The 12,996-nt window shown below is 41.9% G+C and carries 16 protein-coding genes and 1 tRNA gene; 12 read left to right on the top strand and 5 right to left on the bottom strand.

Annotated elements, in window-relative coordinates; all coding sequences use genetic code 11:
• The first annotated feature begins 204 nt into the window (after positions 1-204).
• The 8 genes from BACHE_RS07840 (at position 205) to BACHE_RS07875 (ending at position 4,957) form a co-directional block, all read left to right on the top strand.
• The gene (locus tag BACHE_RS07840; protein WP_013547166.1) at positions 205-579 is read left to right on the top strand and encodes a DUF2141 domain-containing protein; all 375 of its coding nucleotides are present in this window, start codon (positions 205-207) and stop codon (positions 577-579) included.
• Between the two features lie 59 nt (positions 580-638).
• Positions 639-1,250, top strand: a complete 612-nt coding sequence (locus tag BACHE_RS07845; protein ID WP_013547167.1) for a hypothetical protein — start codon at positions 639-641, stop codon at positions 1,248-1,250.
• Between the two features lie 218 nt (positions 1,251-1,468).
• Positions 1,469-2,041, top strand: a complete 573-nt coding sequence (locus BACHE_RS07850; protein ID WP_245530922.1) for a hypothetical protein — start codon at positions 1,469-1,471, stop codon at positions 2,039-2,041.
• A 1-nt stretch (position 2,042) separates the two neighbouring features.
• Positions 2,043-2,327: a winged helix-turn-helix domain-containing protein gene (locus tag BACHE_RS07855; RefSeq protein WP_013547169.1), complete on the top strand. Its 285-nt coding sequence runs from the start codon at positions 2,043-2,045 to the stop codon at positions 2,325-2,327.
• A gap of 70 nt (positions 2,328-2,397) precedes the next feature.
• Complete coding sequence (locus BACHE_RS07860; RefSeq protein ID WP_245530923.1) at positions 2,398-3,234, top strand: alpha/beta fold hydrolase; 837 nt, start codon at positions 2,398-2,400, stop codon at positions 3,232-3,234.
• Positions 3,234-3,704 (top strand): RNA polymerase sigma factor, encoded by a 471-nt coding sequence (locus BACHE_RS07865; RefSeq protein ID WP_013547171.1) that lies wholly within the window; start codon positions 3,234-3,236, stop codon positions 3,702-3,704. The genes BACHE_RS07860 and BACHE_RS07865 overlap by 1 nt, the downstream gene beginning before the upstream one ends.
• On the top strand, positions 3,694-4,287 hold the full coding sequence (locus BACHE_RS07870) for a hypothetical protein (RefSeq protein WP_013547172.1): 594 nt from the start codon (positions 3,694-3,696) through the stop codon (positions 4,285-4,287). The genes BACHE_RS07865 and BACHE_RS07870 overlap by 11 nt, the downstream gene beginning before the upstream one ends.
• Before the next feature lie 85 nt (positions 4,288-4,372).
• Positions 4,373-4,957: a 5'-methylthioadenosine/S-adenosylhomocysteine nucleosidase family protein gene (locus tag BACHE_RS07875; protein ID WP_013547173.1), complete on the top strand. Its 585-nt coding sequence runs from the start codon at positions 4,373-4,375 to the stop codon at positions 4,955-4,957.
• Between the two features lie 101 nt (positions 4,958-5,058).
• On the opposite strand, the gene BACHE_RS07880 is transcribed toward BACHE_RS07875, so the two are convergent.
• A complete protein-coding gene (locus tag BACHE_RS07880; RefSeq protein WP_013547174.1) occupies positions 5,059-5,418 on the bottom strand; it encodes a YbaN family protein in 360 nt (119 codons plus the stop codon).
• A gap of 35 nt (positions 5,419-5,453) precedes the next feature.
• Between BACHE_RS07880 and BACHE_RS07885 the strand changes: the two genes are divergently transcribed.
• The 3 genes from BACHE_RS07885 to BACHE_RS07895 all read left to right on the top strand — a co-directional run bounded on the left by BACHE_RS07885 (position 5,454) and on the right by BACHE_RS07895 (position 7,350).
• Entirely contained in the window at positions 5,454-6,329 is an 876-nt protein-coding gene (locus BACHE_RS07885) for a pyridoxamine kinase (protein ID WP_013547175.1), read from the top strand.
• A gap of 156 nt (positions 6,330-6,485) precedes the next feature.
• Positions 6,486-6,818 carry a 6-carboxytetrahydropterin synthase QueD gene (queD, locus tag BACHE_RS07890; protein WP_013547176.1) on the top strand — a complete coding sequence of 111 codons (333 nt, stop codon included), beginning with the start codon at positions 6,486-6,488 and terminating at the stop codon, positions 6,816-6,818.
• Positions 6,805-7,350, top strand: coding sequence for a 7-carboxy-7-deazaguanine synthase QueE (locus BACHE_RS07895; protein WP_013547177.1), 546 nt, complete (start codon positions 6,805-6,807; stop codon positions 7,348-7,350). The genes queD and BACHE_RS07895 overlap by 14 nt, the downstream gene beginning before the upstream one ends.
• A 66-nt stretch (positions 7,351-7,416) precedes the next feature.
• On the opposite strand, the gene BACHE_RS07900 is transcribed toward BACHE_RS07895, so the two are convergent.
• The 4 genes from BACHE_RS07900 to BACHE_RS07915 all read right to left on the bottom strand — a co-directional run bounded on the left by BACHE_RS07900 (position 7,417) and on the right by BACHE_RS07915 (position 11,040).
• Positions 7,417-7,489, bottom strand: a tRNA-Trp gene (locus tag BACHE_RS07900).
• A gap of 75 nt (positions 7,490-7,564) precedes the next feature.
• The gene (locus BACHE_RS07905) at positions 7,565-8,140 is read right to left on the bottom strand and encodes a uracil-DNA glycosylase family protein (protein ID WP_013547178.1); all 576 of its coding nucleotides are present in this window, start codon (positions 8,138-8,140) and stop codon (positions 7,565-7,567) included.
• Positions 8,141-8,195: 55 nt separating this feature from the next.
• Entirely contained in the window at positions 8,196-10,289 is a 2,094-nt protein-coding gene (locus BACHE_RS07910; RefSeq protein WP_013547179.1) for a KamA family radical SAM protein, read from the bottom strand.
• A 121-nt stretch (positions 10,290-10,410) separates the two neighbouring features.
• A complete protein-coding gene (locus tag BACHE_RS07915) occupies positions 10,411-11,040 on the bottom strand; it encodes a hypothetical protein (protein WP_013547180.1) in 630 nt (209 codons plus the stop codon).
• A gap of 264 nt (positions 11,041-11,304) precedes the next feature.
• Here BACHE_RS07915 and BACHE_RS07920 point away from each other — a divergent pair, with 264 nt between their 5' ends.
• Positions 11,305-12,981 (top strand): leucine-rich repeat domain-containing protein, encoded by a 1,677-nt coding sequence (locus tag BACHE_RS07920; RefSeq protein ID WP_013547181.1) that lies wholly within the window; start codon positions 11,305-11,307, stop codon positions 12,979-12,981.
• Positions 12,982-12,996 lie beyond the last annotated feature (15 nt).

Genomic DNA, 12,996 nt, shown 5'->3' on the forward strand with positions numbered 1-12,996 from the left:
GTAATGCGGACATTACTTTTTGCCGTCTTCTGTACTACTGCTTCGGCACAATTGGAGTAGTATGTAGTTGCCGGGGAGTAGAAATCAATAATCTCATAAAATAATTTATAATATAATTTGGTTTATAATATAAACCATGTATATTTGCGGTGGAGTTCGAGCCCGAAAGTGTTTTATTTAAGTGACATTAAACTGAATATTATTATGAAAGCGATCGGTTATAAATGGATTGTGTTTGCCGTTTTTAGTCTGTGTACATTTACGGCGGTTGCGCAGAGTGACCTGACGGTGAAGGTGACAAATATCCCTTCTTCTAAGGGAAAGGTGATGATTGCTACTGACAAAGGGCAACATAATATGGTAGATGCCAAAGAAGGTGATGTGGTATTGGAGCTGAAAGGAGTGCCTGCGGGTAAGTGCAAACTGTACGTCTATCACGATGAAAACGGCAACTATCGGTTGGATAAGGAAGATGGAGTTCCGGTGGAACACTGTGCAATAGTCGATTTGGATGTAAAAGCAGATACAACGATGGTAGATGTGGAACTGGCGGATGTACGAAAAAAGATGCAAGATTGACAACTTAGCGACTGTTGAGGCATTATCAGAAGAATGGAATTTTATAAAAAAAACGAATTATGGAAGACAAGAGATTGAATGAGAAAGAGAGTTTGGAACTTATCGCTCAAATGATACAGAATACGCGTAAAAACCTTGATGCAGGTAGTGGCAATATGTTTCTGTTGTGGGGATATGTATCTGCATTGATTGCTTTGGTTGTTTTTGCAGGAGTCTATTTTACGAAAAATCCGGTTTGGATGTGGGGATTCTGGGGAATTCCCGTTGTTGGTTACACGTTAAGTTATTTTTTATTGTGGAAACAACAGAAACCTGTGAGAACTTATGTTGATAAAGTGTTGGCTGATGCTTGGAAATACTTGGGAGTCTTGTGTATGGTATTCGTCGTTGGCGCTACTTATACAAATACTTTTGAAACAATCTTGCCGCTTTGTGCTATATTGTTGTCGGTGGGCAGTATATTTACGGGGGCGGTTATTCGCCAGACATCGTTCTTTGCATTACCAGGTTTAGGAGTGGTGCTGGGCATGAATATGTTTTTCGATGTTTGGGATAAGACCGCTTCATATTTTATTTTGTTGGAATTTGCTTTAGTTGTTATTTTTTCGATGATTATTCCGGGGCATATATTAAATAATAAAGTTCGGAAAGAAATAAAGAATAGGAAGTGAGGAACCATATGAAAACAATCAATAATACGTTGGATAAATTTCTGCTATCATGGAAATTTATTGTATTGATAATTGTTATGCAAATCATTTTACCCCCAATTGCAACGAAGGGGTTTCAATGGGAAAATATTGGAGGCATAATTATCGGCACATTGTCAAGTGCATTTATACAAAATATGTATCCGTATGCCTGGATTTTCCAAATATTGGCAATTGGTATGATATTGCTACTTGTGATTCGGAAGGAGAAGGTGTCACGTTGGTTTATGTTCTATGCCGGCTGTTGCTTCACGCTATATACTATTATACAGAATGTAGCTTTAACGGAAAAGTATGGTCTTAGCATCGTTACTATTAATGTATTGATGATGATGATGGTTGCTTTCTTATGGTTCAGGGGAGCATTGCTTGGAAATTGTCATTTTACTTTCAGCAATCTGAATTGGAAGACGGGCTGGACTATTCCTGTGGCATTCTTTTGCTTGTGGTGGCCTATGGATATGACACAAGGAGCAACTCCGGACTGGAATGTGATACATCTCTTTACCGGAGGTTCCGCCTTGGCATTTTGTCCGATGACACCGATTTTTCTTACCCTGCTTATATTGAGTAAAGGAGATATTGATGTAACTTTGTTGCGGGTAACGGCAGTTGTAGGATTCATTATCGGTTGTTACAATATGGGGAATTTCGCTACCGATGCAGGATTTTATTTGGGACTTTATCATTTACCCTTAGTGGGGATGTCTCTATATGCGTTGTTGGTTAGTATAAAGAAGAAAAAGAGTTGATATGTTTAAAGAACTGAACCCTTTGCTCCACTCCGAACTGCGGCTTGCGGTGATGTCGTTGCTTATCAGTGTTGAGGAAGCGGACTTTGTCTATATTCGTCAGCAGACCGGAGCTACGGCAGGAAATCTCAGTGTACAGATTGATAAGCTAAGTACAGCCGGCTATGTGGAGGTGACAAAGACATTTAAAGGAAAAATGCCATGTACTATTTGCAAGATTACACCGAAAGGGATCGATGCTTTCGAAGAGTACGTAGAGGCATTGAAAAGTTACATAATAAAATGATTTCTTTCTTTTCTTGTAACATTTTGAAGTGCTCCGTATCTAAAGAGTAAAACCTGAAAAATGTATGGCAATGAAAAGATTACTTTGGACACTGATGGTATTAGGGGCCTGTGCTTTGGCCTTTGCACAAGATTATCCTTTTTCGATTGTTGAATCGGGAACGGGAGAGCAAGCGGTTATATTGATTCCCGGTTTTGCATGTTCGGGAGATGTCTGGACAGAGACGGTCGAGGCTTTGAAAGACGATTGCACCTGTTATGTACTGACTTTTGCCGGTTTTGCCGGTACTGCCCCCGAGGAACATCCGTCATTCGGGAGATGGAAAACGCAGATAGCCGAATTCATCAAGGACAAGCGGATGGAACGCCCCGTTCTGATGGGACATAGCATGGGAGGAGGCCTGGCGCTTGCCATTGCGGCCGAGTTTCCCGAACTGGTACAGAAAGTGGTAGTGGTAGATGCTTTGCCCTGTTTGCAGGCATTGACTGTTCCCGGTTTCAAACCATCTTCCGACAATCATTGCAGGGAGGTGGTGAACAGGATTGTTTCCATGGATGATTCCCGGTTTGCACAGATGCAAAGAATGGGTGCGGCAACGCTCACTACCGACTCGCTGAAATGTACCGAAATCGTAAATTGGGGGTTGGCGTCCGACAGAAAGACGTATGCCGAATTGTTTTGTGATTTTTCGAATACGGACTTAAGGGAGTGCATCAGATATATTACTGTCCCTTCTCTCATCTTGTTGGAACCCTCATTTAGAAATCTGGATACGATGATTAAAGAACAGTATAAGAATCTGTCCGGAGCACAAATAAAATATGCGGATAAAGGGCTGCACTTCATCATGTTTGATGACAAGGAATGGTTTCTGAGTCAGATTCGTGCATTTATAACAGAACGGTAGTGGAGTTTGAAGATATATATAAAAGGTATTGGAACAAGATATTCCGTTTATGTATGGGATATGTGAACGACTATGCACTTGCCCAGGACATGGCCCAGGAAACTTTCATCAAAGTCTGGCAATGTTTGCCTTCATTCAGGCATGAGTCCAACATCGATACGTGGATATTCCGTATCGCTACCAATCGTTGCCTGCGACAACTGGAGCGAGAGGATAAAACTCTGTCAGTACCCTTTCCTGTCAATTTGGTTGAAGAGGACACTCCGGCGATGGAGCCCCGGATTGAACTGCTTTATAAATTTATCTCCGAACTGCCGGAAATAGACCGTATCATCATTTCATTGGAGCTGGAAGATGTCCGGCAAGTGGATATAGCCCGGATTGTAGGATTGTCCGAGGGCAATGTACGCGTACGCATCCATCGTATAAAGCTTTTGTTAACAAGAAAATTTGAAGAATATGGAGAGTGATTTCGATATAAAGGAATTGTGGAAGAAGCAGGTTGTTCCGCCTGCCGACCGAGCCGAACTGCTGAAGCAGATAAGACGTTTCAGGAAGAATGGATTTAAAAAGAGTGTGTTTCTCCATCTCATCCTATTGTTGACGATTGTCTTCATGATTTTTATCTGGATTTATTTCAATCCGGATCTGCTGAGTACCAAAATAGGAATCATCATAGGCATATTGCCGATGTGTATCGTTGTGATGTTCAACCGAAAGATGATTTCTTTGTATAAGGCGTTGGATCAAAAACAGACGAATAGGGATTATTTGAATAATCTGCTTGTGCTGAAAGAAAAAGAAAGCTTCATGCAGACTAAAGTCATGGGGCTTTATGTCATCTTACTTTCCGTGGGAATTGTTCTTTATATGTATGAATATACGCTTGGCTGGACATTGGCGTTTAGGGTGATGGCATATTCTGTCTTATTCTTGTGGGTGGCGGTCAATTGGTTTGTCCTGCGTCCGGTAATGAGCGAGAGAAGCCGGCGTAAGTTGGACGCTTTGATAAAGCAAGTCGAAAGAATCAAATCGCAAATGGAGGAGTCTTAGTCGGGAGGTGCAGTTGCGAATCTTGTTTCGGTTTTCGGATATTCAGAAAAAGAGTTGTACATTTACCCCATTCAAAAAATACAATATGAGAATCTTGGTTACTTACGCCGTTCAAGGCGAATTTACGGAATTGAAGTTTTCCGGTCTGATAGGTGAGGATGAAGTGCAGATAGGCTATCTTCGTACAGGAGTGGGAAAGGTGAAGTCGGCCTTTTATCTGGCAGAAGCCATTAACCGTGCACAGCCCGATTTGGTGGTGAATGTAGGCACGGCGGGGACTGTCAGCCACCGGGTGGGAGATATTTTTGTATGCCGTCATTTTATAGACCGCGATATGCAGAAGCTGACCGACCTGGGAATGGAATATGAGATTGACTCTGCCGGACTGCTGGCTGAGAAAGGTTACTGCCTGCATTGGCAAGGTGAGGGGGTATGCAATACGGGAGACACTTTCCTGACGGAACTCTCGGATGTGCAAGGTGATGTGGTGGACATGGAAGCATATGCCCAGGCCTTGGTATGTCGTGCCAAGGAAGTTCCGTTCATTTCCGTGAAGTACGTGACGGATATCATCGGGCAGAACTCCGTGAAGCACTGGGAGGACAAGCTGACCGATGCAAGGAAGGCTTTGGGAGAGTTCTTCGAGAGATTGGGAGGAGCCGTTGAATGATAATTTGCAGGCTGATGCAGGATGGAACGATGTATGACTGATGAGAGGTTCTCTGTATCAGTGGGGTAGGCTGGCTATTGAAGGGTCCTGCGGACCTCCATTCACTTCAGCGTCTTGAATGACAGGATATGCCAGCTCACTCCCGCCGCTACGAGGAACATCACTGCCTTCACCCATACCAATGGAATCAGAAAGAAGATACAGTAAATCATGGTTACCCACATCAGCAACAGGGAAGTGATTTTTGCCTGTAACGGAATAGCTTTGTTTTCACGGTAATTGCGGATGTAGGAGCCGAGGTATCTATGGTGCAGCAGCCATTGGTATAGCCGGGGAGAGCCTCTGAAATAAAGTGCAGCCGTAAGCAGCAGAAAAGGCGTGGTGGGCAGCAGGGGCAGAAATATACCGATGATGCCGAGCGTCAGCGAGACCGTTCCTAAGATGATACAGGTGATTTTCATGTGGCAAATGTAGGAAAAATAATAATATAGATAATATGTATGCGAATAAAGTAAAGAAGGTTGTTGCCGTTCACGACCTTTCGGGAGTGGGGCGGGTTTCTTTGACAGTGGTCATTCCCATTCTTTCATCAATGGGCTTTCAGGTGTGTCCGTTACCCACAGCGGTATTGTCCAGCCACACCCAGTACCCGGAGTTCTCTTTCCTCGACCTGACAGACGAGATGCCGAAGATTATTTCTGAATGGAAAAAGCTGGAAGTACAGTTCGATGCTTTTTATACCGGCTATTTAGGTTCTCCCCGCCAGATACATGTCGTCTCTGGTTTCATAGATGATTTCCGTCAACCGGACGGGCTGGTTGTCGTAGATCCTGTATTGGGAGACAATGGGAAACTGTATGCCAACTTTAAGGATGCGATGATTGACGAAATGAAGCATCTCATTACCAAAGCAGATGTGATAACACCGAATCTGACGGAGCTTTTCTACTTATTGGATATTCCTTACAAAGAGCAGAATACGGATGAGGAATTGAAATCATACCTCCACATGCTTTCTGATTGTGGTCCTGAGATAGTGATTATCACCAGTGTACCGGTGTTGGGAGATAGACACAAGACCTCTGTATATGCTTACAACCGTAACGGTGACCGTTATTGGAAAGTAACCTGCCCTTATCTGCCTGCCCATTATCCCGGTACAGGAGACACGTTTACCAGCGTCGTAACCGGAGCCTTGTTGCAGGGAGACAGCCTGCCCATTGCTCTGGATCGTGCCACACAGTTTATTTTGCAGGGTATTCGTGCTACCTTCGGTTATGAATATGATAATCGGGAGGGCATTCAGCTTGAGAAAGTATTACATAATCTTGATATGCCTATTCAGGTTTGCAGTTATGAACTGATTGATTGATATGCCTGTGCGATGAGATTCGGTAACTATATATATGAATAAGTGAAGAAAAGCTGGCGGATAAGTTCTAAGTTTTTTGTACTTTTGTTGCCGCATCGAGGTGACATTAGGTGCGGTAACTTATATAAATAGTATATTAATTAGCGTATTAAGAGTATGTATACAGTCATTAAACGTATGGAGGTGTCGGCTGCCCATAGCCTGCAACTTTCCTATCGCAGTAAATGTGAAAATCTGCATGGTCACAACTGGATTATCACTGTTTATTGCCGTTCCAAGGAACTGAATGCGGATGGAATGGTCATAGACTTCAGCCACATTAAAAAGGTGGTAAAAGAGCAGATGGACCATAGAAATCTGAATGATGTTTTTCCTTTCAATCCTACTGCCGAGAATATAGCCCGTTGGGTATGTGACCGGATACCCTCTTGTTTTAAAGTCGAGGTACAGGAGTCCGAGTCAAATACTGCCATTTATGAGAAAGATTAACGAAATATTTTATAGTTTGCAAGGAGAAGGATATCATACGGGTATTCCGGCGGTTTTTATCCGCTTCTCCGGTTGTAACCTGAAATGTTCTTTTTGCGACACTCACCACGAAGAAGGGCGTTTGATGTCGGATGACGAGATAATGGAGGAGGTGAGGAAATATCCTGCTGCAACTGTGATTCTGACGGGTGGGGAACCTTCTCTTTGGATTGACAGTGAATTTGTTGACCGTCTGCACCGGGCAGGTAAGTATGTCTGTATTGAAACCAATGGAACTCATCCTTTACCCGACAATATAGATTGGGTGACTTGTTCACCGAAACTTGGGGGAAACTTGAGGATTACCGGTATGGATGAAGTGAAAGTAGTTTATGAAGGGCAAGATATTACTGTCTATGAACAGTTGCCTGCCGGACATTTTTTTCTTCAACCTTGTTCTTGTAATAATATTGGTGAAACGGTGGATTGTGTGATGCATCATCCAAAGTGGAGATTGAGTTTACAGACGCATAAGCTGATAGACATCCGATAGGACCTGGTAAATAATTATTCCTGTGCCAAAATAAAAAAGCTGTAAGGGGGGCTTACAGCTTTTTTGCACGGGAGGAGAGGCTCGAACTCCCGACACCCGGTTTTGGAGACCGGTGCTCTACCAACTGAGCTACTCCCGTGTTTGCGGCTGCAAAGGTAGTGGAATCTTTCAAATATACAAGTATCCCGACCTACTATTTTATGCAGAAAGACGCTTATAACATTTGCAAGTCCTGATACATAATGCGATATGCAGTGGCTTTTTTTTCTAAAGGCATAGGATAGGCTCTTGATGAAGATGGCATTCGATAGAGACGCATCGGTCTGTCTTCGAAAATGAATTCTGTAAAGTCGCCTACCTTGGGCTTTTCAATGGAGAATTGTGCGCAAAAGGTATCGGTCGCTTTCTCGCCTGTGGTAACAATAGATTTGCATCGTGGCAATTGTTGCAGCAGGACAGGGATATTTGTAGATTGTACTATTTCCAAAAATTTGTCTGAAGCATTATCTTGTAACCGACGTATGGCAGAAGCTGTGTCGAATAAAGCGATACCTCTTTCTTGTAAGAAGCTGACCAGTTGATCTTTGTAGAATGATTTCCTTGTTTTATCAACAAAATAGTCTTTGTCATTGAAAAAAAGGAATCCTGTTATCCGCCACATGTCATTGTTCCAATTTGGGTAGTAAAAGTCCATAGACCATCGTTTTTTTTGCGGTGGAAAACTCCCTAACATCAACAGACGGGCATTGCCAGGGAGAAAAGGTTCTAAAGGATGCTGTTCTATTTCCATATTTTCCTTATTCGTTATTTCGTCTGCAAAAGTACAGATTATTTTGGAGATGCTATTAGGCTATTTCCAGATTAGTCATCTTTTCAGTGATCTGAAAAGGAAAATCCGGGTATTCATAAAGACTGAAGCGGTATTCGGTTTTACCTTCAGTATAATTCCAGATAGTAGCATATTCTTCCGCATCTTCTCCCATATATTGTAATTGGCGCAAATAGGAAGCTATGGATTTGTTTTCCACGATGTAAACTTGCCCCATCCGATTGATGATAGGGCTGTGACGGCGGGTGTTATCGTGATCGAAGCACAGGATGCGTTTTCCTTCATCTGTAATACCTACCATCTTGAAAGTCATGCTTTTCCCGATAGCCGGTAGGTTGAGTACATTGCGGTCGGTAGCCAGGAATGGCAGATGATGTGTTTTCAGGAAGTGACGGATGCATGTGGCCGGATCATGACTTGTCTCAAGTGATGCGGACAGGTTACGGGCATCTTCTTTGGATAGTTTACCAAAATATTTTTCTTCCTGTTGTTCTTGTACAGAACGGCTGTTCGGGGTGAATACCGCATTGTTTTCTTCAAAGCCTTTTACGGAGAAAGTGTAATAACAGACTACTCCAAGCTGGTTGAGTATCTGACGTAAACGGGCAGTATGTCCCCGGCGGGATGCGGCTACATTATATACCAGTTGATTGTCGATCAGCCAACCTGCCGATAGTAATTTGTGTATTCCTTTGGCTGCTTCGGGGGTTACTTCGAGTGGTGTCTGGAAGTGAGTTTGAATAATGAATTGCCGGATTCCGATGGTTGAGGCTTTTTCTTTGAATTTCTTTAGAATTTCGACCAATTCATCATTGATCCGCATAGGCAGGTAGGCCGGAAGTCGGGAACCAAGGCGAATACGCTGTAATTCTGCATATTTTTCTCCTTCAGGGCGTTCTTCGTTAGCTTTGCGCTTGCGTGCAGCCATGCGATAAACTGCATCCAAGATATTGCGCAATGTTTTATTTTGACTCATCAGAGCATCACCGCCTGTGATGAGAATATCACGCAATTGCGCATCTTCTTCAAAATAGTTCATCAGGCGCCGCAGCTTCTTTTCCCAACTTTCCTTAGGATGCAAAGTATCGAATTCAAAGTTAAGCCGTTTGCTCTGAAAATCGTACATACGCTGGCAAGATGCACATAGCCCCCCACAAGCACGCCCCATGGTATCGGGGATGAGAATGGCAACCTCCGGATAACGGCGATGGATGTTATGTCCGTCTGGCAGAAGCCAACCGGCGGCATTGGGTTTACCTTCTTCTACTATATCTTCCCGTTCCCATGCATGAATTTGCCCGTAGGTTTCTACTAATTGGGGAGAATAAAGGATGTAGCTACGTAAGGCTTCGTCGTCGTATCCATTAGGGGTACAGTTTAGCAATGAGAGATAATAAGGGGTGGCAAAGAAGGGCATTCCTTTCTTACGTGCTTTGGAGAGCAGGTACATGGTTTCGGCAGAGAGGGAGTTGCCGAGAAAACGGTTTAATTCTGTCGGACTTTTGATTGCCATGGCAAGATGAAAACGGAAATCATTCCACCATTCATTGACAAGGCGATACTTTTCTTCATAGCTAATACCCTCTTCAAAATGAAAATGTGAAGTCGGATGCTTTCGATGCTCAATTTTCTGTATCAGTGCATGCAGGATTCGTTCTTTGTTCTTGATCTGAATTTGTTGTACTTCTTCGTCAAGTCCGGTAGGCCAGCGTTTGGTCAGAGCCTTTATTTTCTGTGCGGAAGGTATGGATGGTATGGGTTGCCGGAGGCGTTTGAACTGTTGAAACAAATCAATGAATAAGTCGGTTTCAGTATCGTCTATCCATTGTCCGGTCAGGAAGGAGTATAACATTGATAGAGTTGATATGGACAGTTGTTTTCCTGTGGAAAGTTCATGTACTTCCCGTCCGTCAAATTCAATCAAAAGTCGAATTTGCTTACTGGCTTCGTTTTCCACTTCCGGATGCCCGGCAATATATTCCAAAAGTCTGGTTTTGAATGTTTCTGTATTGTCACTTTGCGTGGCAATATTTACCAGTTCGGGAAGCTCGTGCCGATAAAGTTGTTCCAATTGTGAAAGAGTGAGTGCAAGCATTTTCTTTTGTTTCATAAGCAGTTATATTTTAATGTTTTGCTAAAAATAACAAAAGTAGACGAGGAATTTATTCCTTGTCTACTTTCTTATGAAATTCTTTAAAGTTCTTTTTCTTTTGGTAACAAAGAAAGAATTGTCACTCCGCCGATTTATCGCTTTTCTTTTTTGATTCTTTTTTTGCCAATATTATTACATTATAAACATACTCGGACATCCATTGTTCGGAATATCCTAAACGCTCCTTGTATTGGCGTACGTTCATAGCTGTTTTGTGTACATCGTCTTTCTTCCAAATGCTTTTGGTACAAACATCGTGTACGGTCTTTTCGGTCATACTGCGCAAAGCCTTCTTAAAAATGGAAGGCATGCGGAACTTCCATTGCATTAAGTTTCCCATCAGCATCATCAAATCGTTAGAAAATCCTTGATACATGAACAGGTAACCTTGTACATCATTTTGCGTCCGGCAATGTTTTTTTACGGATGCATCGATTTCCTTGAAGAAGTTTTCACTGATTCCATAATCTTGTATCAGCATTTTGCGTGATGCAGCCTTTTCGGCTTGTCCAAGTCTCCCTCCTTGGGTGGGGATCTTGAACAGACGTTTAAAGTTGGCTACATCAGGCACAAAGCGAATGTTGGTGATGCCCAGATTGGCAGCTATTACAGCTTGAAAATAGACGCGTGTCAACGAAACGAAATCTTCCACGTTTTTTGAAGATACTTCTTCAGTATTCTTGTTGAATAATTTGGCTAATATACTCATATATCTATCATTAATAGTTTATAATTAAAAGATTGCTGGGACAATTGAGGTTACAAAAGTACGAAATAAGTTGATTTACACCAATAATTGTATCATTCATAATTTATCAGTCATGAAGAATTTTATTTCTTACTCTACTTATTAATAGGTATTGGTTCATATGATAATCCTCTTTTTTTGTTATTGTCGGTTAGGTTTATTCATACGAACTTTGCATTCCATTTTTATGGCTAAGTTCTATTTATTAACAAATAATTAATTTTTATGAAAGAGAAAAAGAAGTTACTCAACTCTAAAAGTCTGTTATTCTGCATTGTTTCTATTTCCCTCTGTCTTTCTGTAGGGGCTTGTTCAAAAAACGAGTCGGATGTTGTTCTGACACTACCGAGTGAAGAAGTACCGATGACAACTGCTGCCTGTGTACCTGGAGATATTGAAGCTCTCCGTGCCATTGCTAAAGCCAATCCGGAAGCCCATCTCTTTGAGGGGGATGAACCGGGACAATGGAAAAAGATAAATCTGAAATGGGTAAAAGGTGTCGATGGAAAATATGCTGTAAGTGAACTTCAAGTCAAAGAGGGAGTTGAGATCGCTGATTTTGTGTTGAATCTTGATGGAAGTAAGAAAACTAATATTCTTTTTAGCAGTTTGCAATGCCTTGATATTGTTTCTGCCACTATTAAAGAAATTACTGTTTTTAATCAGCCTGCACTCAAGACTGTGCGTATCAATGGGGAAGGAAAGGCACAAGTGGAAGATATTAATGTACAAGGTGGTGAGGCTCTGAAGGAAATAACCATTGAAGGTATGCCCAATGTAACAACACTTCTGTTAGGTGGTAATGCCATTGAAAAAATCCTTTTGGCAGACTTACCCAAACTGCAAGAGCAGAGTAATCTGAAATTCAGAAACGGATATGATGCTGATGGTAATCAAGTGGAAGATACTGCTGTTAAAGAGTTGACTCTAAAAGGGGATATAAAGAGTCTTAATGGCCTTTATCTTACAGGATTGGGATTGGAAAGATTTACTTTGCAAGCTTCACTGCCAGAATTGGTTTCACTCACGCTTAATAACAATAAATTATCCGGAAGCCTCGAAATAAAAGGATTAGAGAAGCTTCAGACATTATTTCTAAGTAATAATGAATTGTCGTCAGTCAGTGTATCGGGATGCCCGGCCTTGACAGAGTTTGATGCTTCTGCTAACAAAGGACTTAGTGACTTTTCCCTTTCTCTTCCTGCCCTGAAAGTATTGGATTTGAATGAAACGGCCGTTAGTGCATTGGATTTGTCTTCATTTGCCAATTTGAAAAAAGTGAGCGCTTATAATGCCAAACTCACTTCTGTGAAGCTTTCGAGTCAGAACACCAAGCTTTCCGGAATAAATTTGTCCAATAATCAGTTGCCTGAGATAACTTTCCCAAAGGAGGTTTCAGCCATATACTTGCTTACGATGAATAATAATTCTATGAATTCATTAGACTTGAGCCGGATGAGCTTGCTTGAAAGAGTTTCAGTGAATGATAATAAGCTCGAAACATTAAGAGTACCTGAGGGAGCGGAAGATTTTGAACTGTTGGAATGCAAAAATAATCATCTTACAGCAAAATTGTTGAGAGAGATTAAAAAGACTCTTACCGAACTTTCAAGATGGGATATAGCACCACAACGCCTGCTTGCGCGTGCTGATGTACAAAAAAAACAGATTGACGCATCAGAAGAAATCAATGAATTGAACCTGACTCCCATTGTACAGAAATTCAATGGTAAACAATGGACTGATGCTGTGGTGAGTGAATTCGTACAGAAGGGTGGTATCTATACTTTTGGAGGTAAAGGAAAATATCGTGTCATCTGTACGGATTTAGGTTTTCAGGATTGGAAATTTGACGTTTTCAGTAATGCCGATCCTTATTTTATTGGGGAGATTGAGGTATAATGATGAAAGAGCCCA

This window comes from Bacteroides helcogenes P 36-108 (assembly GCF_000186225.1).
Classification (GTDB): Bacteria; Bacteroidota; Bacteroidia; order Bacteroidales; family Bacteroidaceae; genus Bacteroides; species Bacteroides helcogenes.

What these genes read in the sequence shown, in the direction of transcription:
- BACHE_RS07840 (WP_013547166.1), top strand. Translation starts at nt 205, where the DNA reads ATGAAAGCGATCGGTTATAAATGGATTGTGTTTGCCGTTTTTAGTCTG.
- BACHE_RS07845 (WP_013547167.1), top strand. Translation starts at nt 639, where the DNA reads ATGGAAGACAAGAGATTGAATGAGAAAGAGAGTTTGGAACTTATCGCT.
- BACHE_RS07850 (WP_245530922.1), top strand. Translation starts at nt 1,469, where the DNA reads ATGATATTGCTACTTGTGATTCGGAAGGAGAAGGTGTCACGTTGGTTT.
- BACHE_RS07855 (WP_013547169.1), top strand. Translation starts at nt 2,043, where the DNA reads ATGTTTAAAGAACTGAACCCTTTGCTCCACTCCGAACTGCGGCTTGCG.
- BACHE_RS07860 (WP_245530923.1), top strand. Translation starts at nt 2,398, where the DNA reads ATGAAAAGATTACTTTGGACACTGATGGTATTAGGGGCCTGTGCTTTG.
- BACHE_RS07870 (WP_013547172.1), top strand. Translation starts at nt 3,694, where the DNA reads ATGGAGAGTGATTTCGATATAAAGGAATTGTGGAAGAAGCAGGTTGTT.
- BACHE_RS07875 (WP_013547173.1), top strand. Translation starts at nt 4,373, where the DNA reads ATGAGAATCTTGGTTACTTACGCCGTTCAAGGCGAATTTACGGAATTG.
- BACHE_RS07880 (WP_013547174.1), bottom strand. Translation starts at nt 5,418, where the DNA reads ATGAAAATCACCTGTATCATCTTAGGAACGGTCTCGCTGACGCTCGGC.
- BACHE_RS07885 (WP_013547175.1), top strand. Translation starts at nt 5,454, where the DNA reads ATGTATGCGAATAAAGTAAAGAAGGTTGTTGCCGTTCACGACCTTTCG.
- queD (WP_013547176.1), top strand. Translation starts at nt 6,486, where the DNA reads ATGTATACAGTCATTAAACGTATGGAGGTGTCGGCTGCCCATAGCCTG.
- BACHE_RS07895 (WP_013547177.1), top strand. Translation starts at nt 6,805, where the DNA reads ATGAGAAAGATTAACGAAATATTTTATAGTTTGCAAGGAGAAGGATAT.
- BACHE_RS07905 (WP_013547178.1), bottom strand. Translation starts at nt 8,140, where the DNA reads ATGGAAATAGAACAGCATCCTTTAGAACCTTTTCTCCCTGGCAATGCC.
- BACHE_RS07910 (WP_013547179.1), bottom strand. Translation starts at nt 10,289, where the DNA reads ATGAAACAAAAGAAAATGCTTGCACTCACTCTTTCACAATTGGAACAA.
- BACHE_RS07915 (WP_013547180.1), bottom strand. Translation starts at nt 11,040, where the DNA reads ATGAGTATATTAGCCAAATTATTCAACAAGAATACTGAAGAAGTATCT.
- BACHE_RS07920 (WP_013547181.1), top strand. Translation starts at nt 11,305, where the DNA reads ATGAAAGAGAAAAAGAAGTTACTCAACTCTAAAAGTCTGTTATTCTGC.